The sequence below is a fragment of the Adlercreutzia muris genome (assembly GCF_041223505.1).
In the GTDB taxonomy this organism is placed as follows: Bacteria; Actinomycetota; Coriobacteriia; order Coriobacteriales; family Eggerthellaceae; genus Adlercreutzia; species Adlercreutzia muris.
Genome location: NZ_JBCLQK010000003.1, coordinates 231,268 through 249,175, shown reverse-complemented (window position 1 = coordinate 249,175; position 17,908 = coordinate 231,268). Strand labels below are relative to the sequence as shown.

Below are 17,908 nucleotides of genomic sequence, written 5' to 3'. Positions count from 1 at the left end.
CTACCTTCTTCATAGAAAGGGGCGGGGAAGCTCCCCGCCCTGGCAGATCTTATGGCATAGGGTCGCCCGGGAGGGCGCGCCAGCTAGTTCTCGTCGGTCTTCGCGTCTGCGGCCGGCTCCTCGACCGCCGCTTCGGCCGCCGCTTCGGGCGCAGGCTCGGCGGCGGGGGTCTCGACGGCAGCAGGGGCGGCCACGGGAGCCGCGGGGGCCTCGGCCACGGTGATCTTGGCGTTGGCGGCCACGAAGCGGGCGGCCTTCAGGCGCTCGGCGGTCTCACGCAGGGCGAAGCCGCGGCCCGAATCCTCCAGCTGCTGGCGCATCATCTTCGGGTTGGCCTGCGGGTTCATGCCGTAGCAAGCGTCCTCCAGATCCTTGTCGGTCAGGGTCATGCGCTCGTGGCGGAACACGGCGTCCAGGCAGAAGCCCTGCACCAGCACCTCGCGGGTCTGCATCATGAGCATCATGCCGAACTGCTGCTCGCCGCCATTGGCCTCGATGAACTGCTCCCAGGTCATACCCGCCTGCTGCAGCTCCATGCGCAGGTTCTGCACCAGATGGTCGCGGGTAGCCTCGTAGATCTCGTCGGCGATGCGGCCGCTGAAGCGGCTCGTCAGCTTGCCCACCGCTATCTGCTGCACGTAGCCCTCGTAGGCCTCGCGCTGCTGGGCCTCGAATACGCGGCGCATGTCATCGCGCAGCGCCTGCACGCTGGCGAACATGGGCATGTTGGCCTCCACCCACGCATCGTCGATGATGGGCGTGACCTCCTTCTGCACGTTGTTCACCGTCACCGTGCACTGGATGGGCTTCATAGTCACCTCGCCGTCCTCCATGCCGAGAGGCGCGTCGAAGGTGAACTCCTTGGTCTGGCCCGGCTCCATGCCCACCATCTCGGCATCGAAGCCCTCGGGCATAAAGCCGCGGCCCAGGATGTAAGTGCGATCGGTGCAGGTGAGCGCCTTGATTTCCTCGTCGCCGTCCATGCATTTCATGGCAATGGAGCACGCGTCGCCCGCCGTCAGCGGATGGGGATCACTCACCTCGTACACCACGGAGTTGGCCGCCAGCTCCTCCATCTGCTTCTCGATGGGCGATTCGTCGAACACGAAGGGCTGCACCGTGACCTCGACCGGATCGTAGGAAGACAGCTCGTAGGTGGGCTTCACGGTCACGCTCAGCGTGAAGGAGAACTTCTTGCCGCGCTCGAACTTCGTGGCGGGCGTGGCCTTGGGCGGGAAAGCGGGCACGAGGTTGCGGCGGTCGAGGGCGCGGGGCACGAGCACCTCGATGGCGCTCGTCTCGACGATCTTGTCCAGATCGGCGATGCCCATCTGCTCCTGGCACAGCTGCTCGATGGTCTTGCCAGGCTGGGGGCGCACGCCCATGGACAGCGCAAAGGCCTCGCCGGCCTCCTTCAAGGCATTGTTCACCTCGATGGCCGTCGCCTCGCAGTCGAGCTTGATGACACCGTCGGCCAGCTTCTTCTCGGTTACTTTCACGGTTGAATGCTCCTTCTCCATGAACGGGGGCCGCTCCTGTGCGACCCCTCAAAAGGTTTGGGGGCTATGGTAGCACAAGGCGGCACGGACCCATCGCCCGCATGGGGAAGCCCACAAATAAGCAGCGCGCGAAGGCCCCATGGACCCGCGCAACTCCAGCCCTATACCGCAATCGAAAACCAGCGTCCGAGCAACCGCGCTCGCCGAAAGCCGCCCCGCCCCCTCTCATCCGGTGCCCCCGCCTCTGCCGTTGGCGGACAGCCTCCCAACGCTGAGGAGTTTCGAAACCCGAGGGCAACATCGAGCCCTATGATAGGAGGCGCCCCCGCAAGAGAGCAGAAGAGGGCATCGCCCTGAAAAGGAGGCCCCGTGCCGCACAACCGACAGAAGAAGATCGCGCTCGTGAACGACTATACCGGGTTCGGGCGCTGCTCGGTGGCCGTGCAGCTGCCGATCATCTCGCACCTGGGCGTGCAGTGCTGCCCGCTGCCAACGGCGGTGCTTTCCAACCACACCATGTTCGACAGCTTCAGCATCCAGGATTTCACCGCACACATGGAAGAGCACATCGCCGAGTGGCGCAAGCTGGATCTGCGGTTCGCGAGCATCTGCACGGGGTTTCTCGGCTCGGCCGACCAGATCGCCATCGTCGACGAGTTCATCCGCGAGTTCGCGGAAGCGGGTACCACCGTGGTGGTCGATCCGGTGATGGGCGATTACGGGCGCCCTTACGCCACTTACACGCCGGATATGTGCGCGCGCATGGGCGAGCTGGCGGCCCGCGCCGACATCATGACGCCGAACCTCACCGAGGCCTGCATTCTGGCCGGCGAGCCCTATCGCGCCGATGCGAGCCTGGAGGACGTGGCCGCCCTGGCCGAGCGGCTGAGCGAGGCCGGCCCCACCCGGGTGGTCATTACCGGCAACGTGCGTGACGGGCAGGTGGTGAACGTGGGGTTCCAGCGCGGCGAAGGTTCCTTTACCGTGGCCACGCCCCAGTGCGGCGGCGATCGCTCGGGCACCGGGGATGTGTTCGCGGCCATCATCGCCGCCGACGCGGTGAACGGCATTGCCTTCCGCGCCTCGGTGGAGCGGGCGGCGGCCTTCGTCGGGCGATGCATCGAGCGTTCGGCGGAGATGGGCATCCCCGTCACTGACGGGGTGGCCTTCGAGGAAGTTATTCGGGAACTGGACTAACCGCCGCCGGTGCGGGCGGGAAGCCCCGCGTCGGAGAAGAGAAGCCGAAGGAGGCACAAGACCCATGACACGCACCATGACCCTGCTGTACGAGGTGTATGACGGCCTGTACGTGAACCTGACGAACCGCTGCTCGTGCCGCTGCACGTTCTGCCTGCGCAGCCAGGGCGAGAGCGTGTGCGGCTCCGCCAGCCTGTGGCTTGAGCGCGAGCCCACTTTCGAGGAAGTGCGCGACGAGTTCGCGAAGTTCGACATGAGCCGCTACGACGAAGTGGTCTTCTGCGGCTTCGGCGAGCCCACCGAGGCCTGGGAGGTGCTGAAGCGGGTGGCCGCCTATGTGAAGGAGGCCTTCGGGCTGCCGGTGCGCGTGAACACCAACGGCCAGGGCTCGCTCATCTGCGGACGCGACATCGCACCGGAGTTCGCGGGGCTGGTGGACGCGGTGTCCATCTCGCTGAACACGCCGAATCCCGAGCGCTACGCCGAGCTCACGCGCAGCCGGTTCGGAGAGGCGGCCTTCCCCGCCATGCTCGATTTCGCCCGCGAGGTGAAGCGCTACGTGCCGAGTGTGACCATGACCACCGTGGAGACGACCCTGACCCCCGAGGAGGAAGCGGAGTGCCAACGCATCTGCGACGAGCTGGGGGTGAACTACCGCATCCGCCTGTGGGTGGAAGAGGGCAAGGTCACGAAGTAGCGAGCAGCCGAGGCAACGGAGGCCGCTGACCCCGGCGAGGGGGTCAGCGCGCAGATTCCGCAGCGACGGGAACAGTCCACTGGGCTGTTCCCCAAGGCGATGACCTGCCCGAGCGCAGTGCCCCCTTGCCGGGGTCAGCGGCCGGGCGGCCCCTACTCGTTCGACTTCAAGCTTTCCACCATGTCGATCTTCGCCAGCTTGGGCCGCATGGCAGCCATCACCACGGCCGTGAACACCATGGTGAGCGCAAAGGCGACGGCGAAGCTGACGGCGTGAATAGTGCGCCCGAACATCACCTGGTCCACCTCGGCGGTGACCACCACGAATCCCTCCAGCACCACGCCGAGCCCCAGCCCCACAAGCGCCCCCAGGATAGTGAGCAGCACGATCTCGCGGAAGATGTAGGCGTTCACCTCCCGCGGCGTGAAGCCGAGCACCTTCAAGGTGGCGATCTCGCGGGCCCGCTCGGTGATGTTGATGTTCGTGAGGTTGTACAGCACGATGAAGGCCAGGGCCGCGGCGGCCACCACGAGTACCACCACGATCATGTTCACCGACTTCAGCATCTGGCGATAGGAATCGATGACCTCGTCGTTGAAGGCCACCGTATCCACGGCCCCGGTGGCCCGCAGCGCCTCGGAGAGGGCTGCGCGCTCGGCGGCGTCATCGGTGGCCCGGGCGTACACGGTCAAGTTCGCCGGCTCCTCGCCGAAAGTGCGCTCGAAGACCGCGGGCGTCACGAAGGCGTAGTCGCCGATGTAGTTCTCGACGACGGCGGCCACGGGCACGGTGTAGGTAACGGCCGTGGCGTTGCCCAGGTCGTCCTGCTCGGCGAAGGTGATCTCGTCGCCGGCGGCCACGCCGAGCTTGGTGGCGAGCTTCTCGGTAATGACAGCGCCATCGTCGGTCAGGTCGCGCGTCTCATGGCCCTCGCGGGCGCGGAAGTGCCAGAGCCCCTGGAAGGCCAGGGGGTCGTCGGGGGCCACAATGGTGGTCATGGCCTCGGTGCCATTGGCACCCACCGCGATCAGGGAGGCCTCGGTGGCCCGTACGGCCACGGGAAGCCGGCCCTCATCGTCCAGCAGGACGCGGGCGGCCTCGCGATCGGCGTCGGAGGCATCCTCCTTCTCGGTTATGACGACGTTGTAGTCCACGATCTCGCCGTACTGCACATCGATGATGTCGTTGATGGAGTTCTGGAGCCCCAGGCCCGTGAGCAGCAGGGCCGTGCAGCCGGCAATGCCCACACAGGTCATGACGAGGCGCCGCTTGTAGCGGAAGATGTTGCGGAAGGTGACCTTCCACGAGAACGACAGGCGCCGCCACAGGGGACCGACCCGTTCCAGGAGGATGCGCTTGCCCGCCTTGGGGGCCGGCGGCTGCATGAGGGCGGCCGGGGTCTCGCGCAGAGTGGCTGCCGCGGCCGCCCAGGTAGCGGCCAAGGTGATGCCCACGCCGATGCCGGCGGCGGCCAGGGCGATGGGCCAATCGACGATCAACGGGCCGCTCGGTACGTAGTAGACGATGGAATAGGCCTCCATAACGACCCATGGCAGCAGCTGGGAGAGGGCCCCGATGCCGACGATGCTGCCGAGGCCGGCAGCCAAAGCCGCATAGATGAGGTACTTCGACGTGATGCGGCCCCGGGAGTATCCGAGGGCCTTGAAGGTGCCGATGAGCATGCGCTCCTCCTCCACCATGCGGGTCATGGTGGTAAGGGCCACCAAGGCGGCCACAAGGAAGAAGATGAGCGGGAAAAAGGAGGCGATGGCATCGACGCGAGCGGCATCGTTCTCGAAGCTGACCAGCCCGAAATTCTTGGATCGATCCATGACGAGCCAATCTGGCGGCTCGATGTCATCGATCTTTTGCTGGGCGTCGGCCAACTCCCGCTCGGCCTCATCGAGTTTCTCGTTGGCCTCGGCGGCCGCAACATCGTAGTCGGCCACGCCCTGTTCGTACGCGGCGCGGCCCGCTTCCAGGTCGGCTTTGGCCTGCTCGTACTCGGCACGGCCCTCCTGAAGGCGAGCCGTGCCCTCTTCCACATCCAGCTTGCCCTGGTCGAGCTGCTTCCGGGCCGCGGCCATCTGCTCGTCGGCGGCCGTGCGCTGGGCCGCAAGCTGGGCCTTGGCCTCGTCCAGGGCCGCAGCTGCTGCGGCGATATCGGCGATGTTCTTCTCCAGCTCCGCCTTCTGGGCCTCAAGCTGGGCCCGCTGCTCGTCGGGAAGCTCGGGCGCGGCCAGGGCCGCCTCCACCTGGGCCACAGACGCCTCCAAAGTCGGCAGGGCCGCGTTCGCCTCGGCCAGGTTCGCCTCGTTGGCCTCCACCGCCGCCTGGGCCTCGGCGAACTGCGCCTCGGCATCGGCCCGGCGCTTCGCGAGGGCCTCAGTACCCTGGGCGTAGCGCTTCTCGCCGTCGCTGATCTTCTTCTCGCTGGCCGCCAGGGCGCTCGCCGCGGAATCCAGCTGGCGCTGGCCGTCATCCAGCTCGGCCTTGGCCGCGTCCAGCTCGGCACGGGCATCCCCCAGCTCGGTCTGGGCCCGGGCCTTCTCCTCCTCGAACTCGGCCCGGGCCTCGTCCAGATCGGCCTGGGCCTCGTCCTGAAGCCCGGCCACGCGGGCCTGCTCCCGCTCGGGGGCGATGGCCTCGATGGCGGCCACCACGGCGGACACGCGATCGTCGTAGGCGATGCTGTTCGCTGGCAGGTCGGCGGCGCCGGCCACGGTAAGATAGGCCTCCACGAAGGGCAGGTCGGGATCGAAATCCTCGGGCATCACGTACATGAACTGCTCGACGGCACCGGAGCCGATGGTCGATGTGCCCATGGCCGTGGAACTCACGTAGAGCGGCGAGTGCACCCGGCCCACCACAGTGAACTCCGTCCGCGCCAGGGTTCCGGCCCCCTCGCCCACCGAGGCGTCCACCACGATGACATCCCCCAGCTCCGAGGGCCCGCTCATGACCTTATCGTTGAAGATGACGCATTCTCCCGGAGCCGCCGGCCAGCGTCCCTCGGCCAGTTCGAGGCGATTTAAGTAGTCGCTGTCATCGGAGGCGACGGCGGAGCCCTCCTGAACGCTCGACGCCGCGCTCGGCGAGAGGGAGTGGACGCGCATGACGTACTGCTCGTCATTCATGCTGGCCAGCACATCGGCGGAATAGGCCCCCATGACCGCCTCCACACCGTCGACGGCCCGCAGGGCCTCGATATCTTCCTCGGTAAGCCCCAAGGTGGACACGACGCGCACGTCCATGAGAGCCGTGCCGTCGTAGTAGGCGTCGGCGGCCAGATTCATATCGGGCGGCGCCATGCGCAGGCCAGCGTAGAAGCCGGTGCCCAGGGCCACGATGGCCGCCAGGGCCACGAAGCGGCCGAGAGAGTGACGGATGGAGCGGACGACGTCCTTGCTGAAGGCCCTCATCGGCGCCCCTCCGCCTTCGCGAGGACGCTGCGGGCCGGTCGATCCCCTACCATTCCAGTACCTCGGCGGACAAGGGCGCCTCGTTGCGCTCCACTGCGGCCACAGAGCCCTCGCGCACATGAATGACCCGATCGGCGATGGCCGTGAAGGCGCTGTTATGGGTGACCACCACGACGGTGCGGCCCGTCGTGCGGCAGGTGTCCTGCAGAAGCCGCAGAATGGCCTTGCCAGTCTCAAAGTCCAGGGCACCCGTGGGCTCGTCGCACAGCAGCAGCTTGGGGTTCTTCGCCAGGGCGCGGGCGATGGCCACACGCTGCTGTTCGCCACCGGAGAGCTGTCCGGGGAAGTTGCGCGCCCGATCGGCGAGCCCCACGGCGGCCAGCACCTCATCGGCCGGCAGCGGATCACGGCATATCTGGCTCGCCAGCTCCACGTTCTCCCGGGCCGTGAGGTTCTGCACAAGGTTGTAGAACTGGAACACGAACCCGATATCGTGGCGGCGGTACTGGGTCAGCTGCCGACGATTGAAGGAGCTCACCTCGGCCCCGTCCAGCATGATGGTGCCCGAAGTGGCCGAGTCCATGCCGCCGAGCATGTTCAGCAGCGTCGTCTTGCCAGCGCCCGAGGGCCCCACGATGACGACGAATTCCCCTTGCTCTATCTGGAAGCTCATGGCGCGCACAGCGGCCACCGACACCTCGCCCATCTGGTACATCTTGCTCACATCGCGAAACTCAACGAACGCCATGCTGAACCTCACCTCATCTGTGCACCGCCCGCGCACGTCGACGGAGGCGGCCATCTTCCGTTGCGACTTACGATACACGAGAAGGGCCGCGTCCGAAAGCAAGCGGGGGGCAAATCAACAGAAGCGGCGCACGGGGAGGGCGCTGCGGTGGCCGTGAAAGAGCACGGGGCAGGCGAGAAGGGCGCCCATCGCCCGACGCGCCCGAGGCGCAGCCGGCTTCCATGGCTGTAGCTGCCGACGACGCGGCCGCTTCCGATATCGTGAGGGCCGATGCCGTCGAGGGCATCTTCTCCTACGATCAAGGCACCCTCACCGCCCATGAGGGTATCGCCGGTGTGTTCGCTAAGGCGGCGGCCGCGCTCTGCACCGCCATGCCCGCCGCCTAAGAGGCGCAACGTATTCCACCGACCATCGGGAATCGCCGCGCCTCCTCCCCTTGCGGCGCGTCCCGTGGCCGCAACGAGGCCCCGGGATATTCCGGGGGCCTCGTTGCACCTGGCACTCCCCTCGCATGCAAAGCGCCCCCGCCTCGGGTGAGGCGGGGGCGCCGTTCGTTCAGCCTATCGCTTGCAAGCGAAGACTAGCTGGCGAAGATCTCGATGGTCTCGCCCTCGGCCAGGGTGACCATGGCCTTCTTCCAGGTGCGGGTGCGACCCTCCTGGTAGCGAACGCGCTTCGGCTTCGACTTCACGTTCAGGGTGTTCACCTTGACCACCTTCACCTTGAAGATAGCCTCGATGGCCTGGCGAATCTCAACCTTGTTGGCGTCCTTGGCCACCTCGAAGGTGTACACGTTGTTCTCCATGGCATCGTAGCTGTGCTCCGTGATGACGGGGCGGATGATGACGTCGCGGGGATCCTTCTCCATTATGCAAGCACCTCCTCGATGCGGGCCAGGCACGGCTCGGCGATGACGAGCACCTTGTTGTCAATGAGCTCGTAGGTATTGATATCGCCCACCGGCAGGATGTTCACCTCGGGGATGTTGCGGAAGGACAGGAACGCCTCGATGTCCTCGTTGCCGATGACCACGCAGATGCGCTTGCCTTCCAGACCCAGGGCCTTGATCAGCGCCACGGCGTCCTTGGTGCAGGGCTTCTCGAAATCGAAGTCCTTGACCACCACGAGCTCGCCGTCGGCCAGCTTCGCGGACAGGGCGCTGCGCATGGCCAGCTTGATCTCCTTCTTGTTGACCTTCTGGTCGTAGGAGCGGGTGTGCGGGCCGAACACGGTACCGCCGCCAGCCCACTGGGGAGCGCGGATGGTACCCTGGCGGGCACGACCGGTGCCCTTCTGACGCCACGGCTTCTTGCCGCCGCCGCGGACCATGCCGCGGGTGCGCGTGTTAGCGGTGCCCTGACGCCAACCGGCCTGCTGCGCCTTCACGGTGCGGTGCATGACAGGCACGTTCGGCTCGATACCGAACACGGCGTCGTTCACATCGACCGTGCCGGCGGCAGCGCCCTTCACGTCCTTAATCTCAATAGTTGCCATAATTTCTGTAACTCCTTGTTACCGATCGATTCACTAAGCCATGCGCACGCGCACGATGCCGTTCTTGCCGCCGGGGACAGCGCCCTTCACGAGGATCAGGTTCTGCTCCTCGTCGATGCGCACGACCTCGAGGTTCTTCACGGTCACGGTATCGCAGCCCATGTGGCCCGGCAGGCGCAGGCCCTTGAACACGCGAGAGGGCGTGGCGCACTGGCCGACGGAACCGGGAGCGCGGTGGAAGTGCGCGCCATGGCCGCCCGGGCCGCCGGCAAAGCCGTAGCGCTTCATGACGCCGGCAAAGCCCTTGCCCTTGGACGTACCAGTGACGTCCACCTTCTTCACCTCGGCGAAGGCAGCCACGGTCTGGGTGTCGCCCACCTTGTACTCGCCGGCATTCTCCACGCGCACCTCGCGCAGGTAGCGCTTCGGCTCGGCGCCCTGCTTGTCGAAGTGACCCTGCATGGGGCGGTTCACGCGGCGCGGCTTGATGTAGCCGAAGCCCATCTGCACGGCCTCGTAGCCGTCGGTGTCCACGGTCTTCACCTGGCACACCGTGTTCGGCTCGGCCTGGATGACCGTCACGGGAACGATGCGGTCGTCCTCGTCGAAGATCTGGGTCATGCCGATCTTCTTGCCATAGATAGCGTTAATCATGTCCCAAACCTCCTTTACAGCTTGATCTCGATGTCAACGCCAGCGGGGAGATCGAGACGCATCAGGGAATCGACCGTGTTGGGGGTCGGCTCCAGGATGTCGATGAGGCGCTTGTGGGTGCGCATCTCGAACTGCTCGCGGGAGTCCTTGTTCACGTGGGGACCGCGGATGACGCAGTACAGGTTGCGCTCCGTCGGCAGCGGAATAGGACCGGAAACCTTGGCACCCGTCTTCTGAGCGGTATCGACGATGAGGCGCGTGGACTGATCCACGATCTCATGATCGTACCCCTTCAGGCGGATGCGAATCTTCTGACTTGCCACTTACATTACCTCCAAATAGAAGTTGCTGACGGGCGCCCTAGGCGTTGCCGCCGGCCTTGCTGATGATCTCGTCCTGCACGGACTTGGGCACGGGCTCGTAGGAGTCGAACTGCATGGTGTACACCGCGCGGCCCTGGGTGCCGCTGCGTAGGTCGGTCGCGTAACCGAACATATTGCCCAGCGGAACCTTCGCCTCGATGACGACCGAGGAGCTGCGCTGCTCCTGGCCCTGAATGAGGCCGCGGCGGGACGGGATATCGCCCATGACAAAGCCAGTGTACTCCTCGGGAGTCTCCACCTCGACGGCCATGACGGGCTCCAAGATGACCGGGTTGGACTTGCGCAGGGCGTCCTTGATGGCCATGGAGCCGGCCACCTTGAAGGCAGCCTCGGAGGAGTCAACGTCGTGGTAGGAGCCGTCGATGAGCTCGACCTTCACGTCCTCGACCGGATAGCCGGCCAGAACGCCGGAGTTCAGCGCCTCCTGGATGCCCTTGTCGATGGAGGGGATGTACTCCTTGGGCACCACGCCGCCGACGATCTTGTTGACGAACTCGTAACCCTTGCCGGCCTCCTGCGGGTACATGTTGATGACCGCATGGCCGTACTGGCCGCGACCACCGGACTGGCGTACGAACTTGCCCTCGGCATTCAGCACCTCGTGACCCGGACGCTCGCGGTAGGCAACCTGGGGCTTGCCCACGTTGGCCTCCACCTTGAACTCGCGCAGCAGGCGGTCGACGATGATCTCCAGGTGCAGCTCGCCCATGCCGGCGATGATGGTCTGGCCGGTCTCGTGGTTGGTAGACACGCGGAAGGTCGGATCCTCCTCGGCCAGCTTGGCCAGAGCCACGCCCATCTTGTCCTGCTCGGCCTTGGTCTTGGGCTCCACGGCAATGTCGATAACCGGATCGGCGAACTCCATGGACTCCAGGATGATCGGCGCGTTCTCGGCGCACAGGGTGTCACCGGTGGAGGTATCCTTCAGACCCACGACGGCGACGATGTCGCCAGCCTGGCAGGCGTCGATGTCCACACGCTGGTTGGAGTGCATCTGCAGCAAGCGTCCGATGCGCTCCTTCTTGCCCTTCACGGCGTTCAGCACGTAGCTGCCCGCGTCCAGGGCGCCGGAGTAGACGCGCAGGTAAGTGAGCTTGCCCACGTAGGGGTCGGTCATGATCTTGAAGGCCAGGGAAGAGAACGGGGCCTTCACGTCGGCGGGACGCTCCTCCTCGGCATCGGTGTCGGGGTTGGTGCCCTTGATGGCGGGGATGTCAACCGGGGACGGCATGTAGTCGACCACGGCGTCCAGCAGCTCCTGCACACCCTTGTTCTTGTAGGCGGAGCCCACGAACACCGGGTTGATCTGGCAGGCGATGACACCCTTGCGGATGGCGGCCTTCAGCTCCTCGACCGTGACCTCTTCCTCCATGAGGACCTTCTCCATGAGATCGTCGTCGCAGTCGGCGGCGGCCTCCAGAAGCTCCTGGCGGTACATGGCGGCATCGTCGGCGAACTCGGCCGGGATGGCATCCATGGGCTCAGGGTAGGTCATGCCCTTGTCGTCGGCCTTGAAGTCCCAGGCGGTCATGGTCACCAGGTCGATGACGCCCCAGAAGTTGTCCTCGGCGCCCATGGGAACCTGGGCGGCCACGGCCTTGGCACCCAGACGATCGCGCATGGTCTGGATGGCATGGAAGAAGTCGGCGCCCACGCGGTCGTACTTGTTGATGAAGGCGATGCGGGGCACGCCGTAGCGCTCAGCCTGGCGCCACACGGTCTCGGACTGCGGCTGCACGCCGGCAACGGCGTCGAACACGGCCACGGTGCCGTCGAGCACGCGCAGGGAACGCTCCACCTCGGCCGTGAAGTCCACGTGGCCGGGGGTATCGATGATCTGGAAGCGGTACTCCTTGCCGCCGGCAGCGCCGCCGGGGTACTTCCAAAAGCAGGTGGTGGCGGCAGCGGTGATGGTCACGCCGCGCTCCTGCTCCTGGACCATCCAGTCCATGGTAGCGGCGCCGTCGTGCACCTCGCCGATCTTGTGGGTCTTGCCCGTGTAGTAGAGGATGCGCTCGGTCGTGGTGGTCTTGCCTGCATCGATGTGGGCCATGATGCCGATATTGCGCGTATCCTTCAGATCGATTTTAGCCATATATCACACCAGCCTTAGAAGCGGTAGTGCGAGAACGCACGGTTAGCCTCGGCCATCTTGTACATATCCTCGCGCTTCTTCACGGCGGCGCCGGTGTTCTCGGAAGCGTCGATGATCTCGTTGGCGAGACGCTGGATCATGGTGTGCTCCTTGCGCTTGCGCGAGAAGTCGACGATCCAACGGATGGCCAGGGTAGTGGCGCGACGGGAGTTGACCTCCATCGGCACCTGGTAGGTGGCGCCGCCCACGCGCTTCGGCTTGCACTCGAGGGTGGGGCGCACGTTGTCCATAGCCTTCTTGAACACAGCCAGCGGATCCTCGCCGGTCTTCTCGGCGACCAGATCGAAGGCGCCGTAGACGATGTTCTCGGCGGTGGACTTCTTACCGTCAAGCAGGACCTTGTTGATCAGCTGCGTGACGAGACGGTTGTTGAACTTTGCGTCCGGCTGCGTTTCGCGGCGGACTGCTGCTGCACGACGCGGCATGTAGTTTCTCCTTTTGCTTCTGCGCGCTTCGGGGCGGTGCCCCGCCCATTAGGCCGAACCCTTCGGCCCGCGCGGCTTAACGAATGTTATTTCGGGCGCTTGGCGCCATAGCGGCTGCGGGCCTGCTTGCGGTTGTCCACCGCAGCGCAGTCGAGCGCCGCGCGGATGACCTTGTAGCGGACACCGGGAAGGTCCTTTACACGGCCGCCGCGGATGAGCACCATGGAGTGCTCCTGGAGGTTGTGGCCCTCGCCGGGGATGTAGGCCGTGACCTCCATACCGTTGACGAGACGCACGCGGCAGACCTTGCGAAGAGCGGAGTTCGGCTTCTTCGGGGTGGTGGTGTACACGCGAGTGCACACGCCGCGCTTCTGCGGGTTGCCCTTGAGAGCCGGGGTCTTCGACTTGTCGACCGACTTCTTGCGGCCCTTGCGGACCAGCTGGTTGATTGTAGGCAAGACTCTTTTCCTTTCCTTTTATCCACGAGCTTACACTGCACAAAACAAGCGCCTCCCAGAGGCGCGAGGATGCATACTACGAGGGTTCCCGCCGTGTGTCAAACGCCACGCATCCGGGCGTATCTATATCTTCCGATGAGCGGCACAAAACGTTCACAACTGGGAAATACGTCCCGAAGCTGCCCGCACGAGGGCGCCCTGCCCCGGAGGGCGAGCGCCTGCCCTGGAGGGTGCGCGCCTGCCCTGGAGGGCGGCCGGCCCTGGAGGGTGCGCGCCTGCCCTGGAGGGCGGCCGGCCCTGGAGGGTGCCCTGCCCCGAAATGACGAAGCGGCCGGGCGCACCGTCATTTCGGGGCATTTCCAAACCCCCTATCTGATCTGGTGATATGCGACAAATACCAGGTCAGGCGCACGACTGAAAATGCCGGTATGCCCGCCCCGCAGCCCGAAAATGACGATGCGCCCAACCGCTTCACCATTTTCGGGCAGAAAACTTCGTCATTTTCGGGTGGGAAACTTCTTTATTTTCGGGAGAAAAGATTCCTAGCAGGCGTACTCGGCGATGATGGCCTCGACGTAGCGGGCCATATTCTGAAGATCGGTCACTTCGATGTACTCGTCGGTGCTGTGGAAGTTGGTCATGCCTATCCCCAGGGTAATGGCATCGGCCCCTTTGGCGGAAAGCACATTGGCATCGGCCCCGCCACCGGAGACGACATGGCACACGGGCAGCCCACAGGCGGCCGCGGCGGCCTCCAGATGCCCCACGATGGCGTCACCCGCTTCGTGGACCACGGCCGGGTAGTCGAGCTCCCAAGCCACTTCCACCGTGCCGCCGAGGCGCTCGGCGGCCTCTTCCAAAGCCGCGGTCATAGCATCACGCTGGGCGAGCACGCGGTCCTCGTACAGCGAGCGGCACTCCCCTTCCAGCTCGCAAGCGGCCGGCACGATGTTCACAGCCACGCCGCCCTCGATGTGGCCGACGTTGGCCGTGGTGCACTCATCGATGCGGCCGAGCGGCATGGTGGCCACCGCGGCGGCGGCGATCTGGATGGCGGACACCCCCTCCTCCGGCTCCACCCCGGCATGGGCGGCGCGGCCCTCGATGCGGGCGCGCAGGGTCCAGTGGTAGGGCGCGCCCATAATGATGGTGCCCGGCGCCCCGTCGGCATCGAGCACGAACAGCGGCACCGGCTCGGAGGGGGCGGCGCCGTCGCCCAAAAGCCCCTCGGCAGCAGTGCCGCGCGAGGCCGCCGGCAGATCGGCCGGCCACGCGAGCGCGTCGTCGGCAAGAGCCGAGGAGCCGAGCAGGCTCTGCTCCTCGCAGGTGGTGAGCAGCACCGTGATGTCGGGGCGCACGGCGTCGGACTCCACGACCGAGCGCACGCCCTCGAAGATGGCCGCAATACCAGCCTTGTCGTCGGCCGACAGAATGGTATCCCCCGCCGAGCACACCACCTCGGCCATGCGGCAGGTCACATCATCGCAGATATGACGCGTCTCCACCACGGCCTCGATGCCCGCGCAGGGCTTCACCGTGTCCAGATGGGCCGAGAACGCCACGCGCCCTGGCACCGTGCCCGGCAGATGCGCGATGAGGTTGCCCGTATCTGACCCGGTTTCCGCCGCCGAAGCGTCGAAGGCGACGGTAAATCCCATCTCGGCCAGCTTCTCCGCGCAGCAGGCGGCCATAGGAGCTTCGTGCCACGACGGGCTCTCGATGGCCACCATCTCCAGAAACGATTCGAGCACGCGGTCGGGATTCATAGGGGTCCTTCTTTCCAAAACTCCGAAACTTTTGGTCGCAGGAATGCGCCCAAGGAAAAACAGCGAGGGTCCGGCAGGCGCCTGGGATTGCCCCGCCTTTTGCCCGAGCGGCCTTCGCACCGTGCCGTGGCAAAAACAAGGGGCCGGGCCAGGTGCCTGTCGGACCCGCAGCGTCGCGCAGTAATTCCCCGGGGAATTATTACGAGGCTTCTACGAAGCCAGAATGGGAGCCGCCACCTGCTTCTTGCGGGACAGCACGCCGGGCATCCAGTTGCCGCCCTCGCAGCACTCGATCTCGAAGACGCGGTTCACGCGGGCAGGGTCGCCCTCCACGATGAACTGGCTTCCCTCGGCCAAAATGTCGGTGACCAGCAGCAGAGCGAACTCGTAGCCGTTGCCTTCCACGAGCTTCTTCATGTGCTCGCGAATCTCGGCCTCGCGGCCCATCACACAGGGCAGGTCCACCGTCTCGCGCTGGGCGATGAGCACAGTCACGTCATCGTTGACCTTGAATTCCTTGGAATCGGCCTCCACGAGCTTGGCAATGGGCATGGTATCCTCGCCGCCGCGGGTGCGGAAGATCTCCATGCCGAACTCCACGGCGTCGATGCCGAGCTTGTCGGCCAGGAAACTCACTTGGTCGATATCCACCTGGGTGCAGGTGGGGGACTTCATAATGACCGTGTCGGTGAGGATGGCGGACAGGAGCACCCGGGCGATGGCGTCGGGCAGCTCGATGCCGGTCTGGCGGAACTGCAGCGTGACGATAGTGGCCGTGGATCCGATGGGCAGGTTCAAGAACAAGATGGGATTGGCCGTGGTGACATCGGCGATGCGGTGGTGATCGATGATCTCCACGACCTCGGCCTCCTCGATACCCGGAGCGGCCTGGGCCACCTCGTTGTGATCCACGAGGATGACCTTCTGGCGCACCGTCTCGCCGTCATGCTCGACGGGGTTCACGTTGTCGATGAGCACTGGCTCGGGAATATCGTTGCGCTCGAGAAGCCACGCGCTCTCCACGGGCAGGGGGCCCAGGCGGGCGGGCACGTACTCGACGGCCTCGGCCTCACCGTCGCGGGCGGCCAGGGCGTTCTTCAGATGCGCGTATCCCACAGCGGCGGAAATGGAGTCGTTGTCGGGATTGCGATGGCCCACGACGAGAATCTTGGCGGTCATTGGTGCCCCTTTCTGTTCTTGTACCAATCTCACCTTATACCAATTTACGGTTTTGAGGCAGTATACCCCTCCCAGCCCTCGGTGGCGATGGGCTATGATAGCGTTCTGCGACGAAAACAAATGCTCGCGCGGCCGACGGCGGGCAGCGCCACCCGCGAGCCCCGGTTCTACCGGCGATCGGGCGGATGAGGCCGCGGCGCCCGCGAAAGGAGCAGCATGAAAACCTACGGTCTGCGGGATATCATCGGCCCCATCATGGTGGGCCCGTCCAGCTCGCACACGGCTGGTGCCCTGCGCATCGCCTCCATTGCGCGCAAGCTCTTCGGCGGCAACCCCGAGCGCGTGACCTTCACGCTCTACGGTTCCTTCGCCGCCACGGGCAGCGGGCATGGCACCGACAAGGCCCTCGTGGCCGGCATCATCGGCCTGGCCGCCGACGACCCGGACGTCTCGCGCTCCTTCGCATTGGCCGAGCGGGCGGGCGTGGAGGTCGATATTATCTGGGACACCGCCAGCCCCTGCGACCACCCCAATACCGTAGACGTGCACTGCGAGGACGGCGAGGGCACCGTGCTCGACATGCGCGGCGTCTCTATCGGCGGGGGCGCCGCGGTCATCCGGCGCATCAACGGCATCGACGTGGACATCACCGGCGAGCACACGAGCGTGGTGGTGCACCAGCACGACGTGCGCGGGGTGCTGGCCCACATCTCCTCGGTGCTCGCGAGCTGCGGCATCAACATCGCCACGGCCAACCTCCACCGCACCGAGAAGCGCGGCGACGCCTTCACCGTGCTCGAGACCGATGACGACGTGGACGGCAAGGTGCGCGACTACCTCATTCTGCACCCGGATATCCTGAACGCCCGCATTATCCCGGCCATGAGCGCCACCGACGGCGCGGCCGTGGCGGTGCCGCCCGGCGCCGACGAGGCGTTTACGCGCTGGAACTACGCGAGCGGCGCGGAGCTTCTAGCCCTGTGCGAGCGCGAGGGCGCAACCATCGCCGAGGCCTTCCGCGCCCGGGAAGAGGCCCTCTGCGCCAAGCAGGGCGTCGCCGCCGACGTGGATGACTATTTGAACCGGGTGCTCGCCGTCATGGATGCGGCCGCCACGGTTCCCATCGAGGCTCCCGAGCGCTCCATCGGAGGCCTCATCGGCGGGGAGGCGGCGAAGGTGACCGCCAGCCTGGAGACCGACGATGCCAAGCGGCGCCTCATGGACCCGCTCACGGCCAAGGCGGCCGTCTACGCCCTGGCCACCCTGGAGACCAACGCCAAGATGGGCATTATCGTGGCCACCCCCACGGCCGGTTCCTCGGGTGTTCTGCCCGGCGTGCTGCTGGCCATGCGCGACGTGCGCGGCTACAGCCACGACGAGCTGCGCGAGGGCATCCTCACGGCGGCGGCCGTGGGCTACATCGTGGCCCGCAACGCCAGCGTCTCTGGCGCCGAGGGCGGCTGCCAGGCCGAGGTGGGCAGCGCGGCGGCCATGGCGGCGGCGGCGGCCGTGGCCATGGCCGGAGGCACGCCGACCCAAGCGCTCGATGCGGCATCGAACGTCATCCAGTGCCTGCTGGGCCTGGTGTGCGATCCGGTAGGTGGCCTGGTAGAGCTGCCCTGCCAGAAGCGCGACGCCACCGCCGCGCCCCTGGCGCTGGTGTGCGCCCAGATCGCGCTGGCGGGCGTGAGCAACCTCGTACCCTTCGACGAGAACGTGGCCGTGATGGACAAGGTGGGCCGCGAGCTGCCCATGGAGCTGCGCGAGACCGCCCGCGGCGGCATCGCCACCGCCCCCTCCGCCTGCAGCTTCTGCGCGGGGTGCTAGGCGA

16 protein-coding genes are annotated in these 17,908 nt (G+C 66.0%); 4 read left to right on the top strand and 12 right to left on the bottom strand.

Translation table 11 applies throughout. From position 1 onward, the window contains the following. Window positions 1–83: 83 nt before the first annotated feature. Window positions 84–1,499, bottom strand: coding sequence for a trigger factor (locus AAK988_RS04785; protein WP_369872905.1), 1,416 nt, complete (start codon window positions 1,497–1,499; stop codon window positions 84–86). 369 nt (window positions 1,500–1,868) lie between these two features. On the opposite strand from AAK988_RS04785, the gene AAK988_RS04780 reads away from it, so the two are divergent. Further along, window positions 1,869–2,696, top strand: a complete 828-nt coding sequence (locus AAK988_RS04780; protein WP_369872906.1) for a pyridoxamine kinase — start codon at window positions 1,869–1,871, stop codon at window positions 2,694–2,696. 64 nt (window positions 2,697–2,760) lie between these two features. Beyond that, entirely contained in the window at window positions 2,761–3,393 is a 633-nt protein-coding gene (locus AAK988_RS04775) for a TatD family nuclease-associated radical SAM protein (RefSeq protein WP_369872907.1), read from the top strand. Between the two features lie 152 nt (window positions 3,394–3,545). Here the strand turns inward: AAK988_RS04775 and AAK988_RS04770 are convergent, their stop codons facing one another. Continuing rightward, window positions 3,546–6,815, bottom strand: coding sequence for an ABC transporter permease (locus AAK988_RS04770; protein ID WP_369872908.1), 3,270 nt, complete (start codon window positions 6,813–6,815; stop codon window positions 3,546–3,548). Window positions 6,816–6,861: 46 nt separating this feature from the next. Continuing rightward, window positions 6,862–7,563 carry an ABC transporter ATP-binding protein gene (locus tag AAK988_RS04765; RefSeq protein ID WP_135971148.1) on the bottom strand — a complete coding sequence of 234 codons (702 nt, stop codon included), beginning with the start codon at window positions 7,561–7,563 and terminating at the stop codon, window positions 6,862–6,864. A gap of 221 nt (window positions 7,564–7,784) precedes the next feature. Between AAK988_RS04765 and AAK988_RS04760 the strand changes: the two genes are divergently transcribed. Further along, window positions 7,785–7,949, top strand: coding sequence for a hypothetical protein (locus AAK988_RS04760; protein ID WP_369872909.1), 165 nt, complete (start codon window positions 7,785–7,787; stop codon window positions 7,947–7,949). A 194-nt stretch (window positions 7,950–8,143) separates the two neighbouring features. Here AAK988_RS04760 and rplW read toward each other — a convergent pair whose 3' ends face one another. From rplW to AAK988_RS04715, 9 genes are all read right to left on the bottom strand, one after another. Further along, window positions 8,144–8,431, bottom strand: coding sequence for a 50S ribosomal protein L23 (gene rplW, locus AAK988_RS04755; protein ID WP_160323981.1), 288 nt, complete (start codon window positions 8,429–8,431; stop codon window positions 8,144–8,146). Further along, a complete protein-coding gene (gene rplD / locus AAK988_RS04750) occupies window positions 8,431–9,057 on the bottom strand; it encodes a 50S ribosomal protein L4 (RefSeq protein WP_135971146.1) in 627 nt (208 codons plus the stop codon). The genes rplW and rplD overlap by 1 nt, the downstream gene beginning before the upstream one ends. A 33-nt stretch (window positions 9,058–9,090) precedes the next feature. Beyond that, window positions 9,091–9,711, bottom strand: a complete 621-nt coding sequence (gene rplC / locus AAK988_RS04745; RefSeq protein ID WP_135971145.1) for a 50S ribosomal protein L3 — start codon at window positions 9,709–9,711, stop codon at window positions 9,091–9,093. A gap of 14 nt (window positions 9,712–9,725) precedes the next feature. Further along, window positions 9,726–10,034, bottom strand: a complete 309-nt coding sequence (gene rpsJ / locus AAK988_RS04740; protein ID WP_016309237.1) for a 30S ribosomal protein S10 — start codon at window positions 10,032–10,034, stop codon at window positions 9,726–9,728. Between the two features lie 37 nt (window positions 10,035–10,071). After that, window positions 10,072–12,189, bottom strand: a complete 2,118-nt coding sequence (gene fusA / locus AAK988_RS04735; RefSeq protein ID WP_135971144.1) for an elongation factor G — start codon at window positions 12,187–12,189, stop codon at window positions 10,072–10,074. Between the two features lie 14 nt (window positions 12,190–12,203). Next, window positions 12,204–12,674, bottom strand: a complete 471-nt coding sequence (rpsG, locus tag AAK988_RS04730; protein ID WP_150839719.1) for a 30S ribosomal protein S7 — start codon at window positions 12,672–12,674, stop codon at window positions 12,204–12,206. A gap of 86 nt (window positions 12,675–12,760) precedes the next feature. Then, a complete protein-coding gene (gene rpsL, locus AAK988_RS04725; protein WP_016309240.1) occupies window positions 12,761–13,132 on the bottom strand; it encodes a 30S ribosomal protein S12 in 372 nt (123 codons plus the stop codon). A 542-nt stretch (window positions 13,133–13,674) separates the two neighbouring features. After that, the gene (locus tag AAK988_RS04720) at window positions 13,675–14,898 is read right to left on the bottom strand and encodes a M20/M25/M40 family metallo-hydrolase (RefSeq protein ID WP_369872910.1); all 1,224 of its coding nucleotides are present in this window, start codon (window positions 14,896–14,898) and stop codon (window positions 13,675–13,677) included. A 210-nt stretch (window positions 14,899–15,108) separates the two neighbouring features. Next, a complete protein-coding gene (locus AAK988_RS04715; protein WP_369872911.1) occupies window positions 15,109–16,077 on the bottom strand; it encodes a manganese-dependent inorganic pyrophosphatase in 969 nt (322 codons plus the stop codon). Window positions 16,078–16,293: 216 nt separating this feature from the next. On the opposite strand from AAK988_RS04715, the gene sdaAA reads away from it, so the two are divergent. Further along, window positions 16,294–17,904 carry an L-serine ammonia-lyase, iron-sulfur-dependent, subunit alpha gene (gene sdaAA / locus AAK988_RS04710; RefSeq protein WP_369872912.1) on the top strand — a complete coding sequence of 537 codons (1,611 nt, stop codon included), beginning with the start codon at window positions 16,294–16,296 and terminating at the stop codon, window positions 17,902–17,904. Window positions 17,905–17,908: the final 4 nt, after the last annotated feature.

Excerpts from the sequence above, each read along its gene's own strand:
- AAK988_RS04775 (WP_369872907.1), top strand. The coding sequence starts at position 2,761 with ATGACACGCACCATGACCCTGCTGTACGAGGTGTATGACGGCCTGTAC.
- AAK988_RS04770 (WP_369872908.1), bottom strand. The coding sequence starts at position 6,815 with ATGAGGGCCTTCAGCAAGGACGTCGTCCGCTCCATCCGTCACTCTCTC.
- AAK988_RS04765 (WP_135971148.1), bottom strand. The coding sequence starts at position 7,563 with ATGGCGTTCGTTGAGTTTCGCGATGTGAGCAAGATGTACCAGATGGGC.
- AAK988_RS04760 (WP_369872909.1), top strand. The coding sequence starts at position 7,785 with ATGGCTGTAGCTGCCGACGACGCGGCCGCTTCCGATATCGTGAGGGCC.
- rplW (WP_160323981.1), bottom strand. The coding sequence starts at position 8,431 with ATGGAGAAGGATCCCCGCGACGTCATCATCCGCCCCGTCATCACGGAG.
- rplD (WP_135971146.1), bottom strand. The coding sequence starts at position 9,057 with ATGGCAACTATTGAGATTAAGGACGTGAAGGGCGCTGCCGCCGGCACG.
- rplC (WP_135971145.1), bottom strand. The coding sequence starts at position 9,711 with ATGATTAACGCTATCTATGGCAAGAAGATCGGCATGACCCAGATCTTC.
- fusA (WP_135971144.1), bottom strand. The coding sequence starts at position 12,189 with ATGGCTAAAATCGATCTGAAGGATACGCGCAATATCGGCATCATGGCC.
- rpsG (WP_150839719.1), bottom strand. The coding sequence starts at position 12,674 with ATGCCGCGTCGTGCAGCAGCAGTCCGCCGCGAAACGCAGCCGGACGCA.
- AAK988_RS04720 (WP_369872910.1), bottom strand. The coding sequence starts at position 14,898 with ATGAATCCCGACCGCGTGCTCGAATCGTTTCTGGAGATGGTGGCCATC.
- AAK988_RS04715 (WP_369872911.1), bottom strand. The coding sequence starts at position 16,077 with ATGACCGCCAAGATTCTCGTCGTGGGCCATCGCAATCCCGACAACGAC.
- sdaAA (WP_369872912.1), top strand. The coding sequence starts at position 16,294 with ATGAAAACCTACGGTCTGCGGGATATCATCGGCCCCATCATGGTGGGC.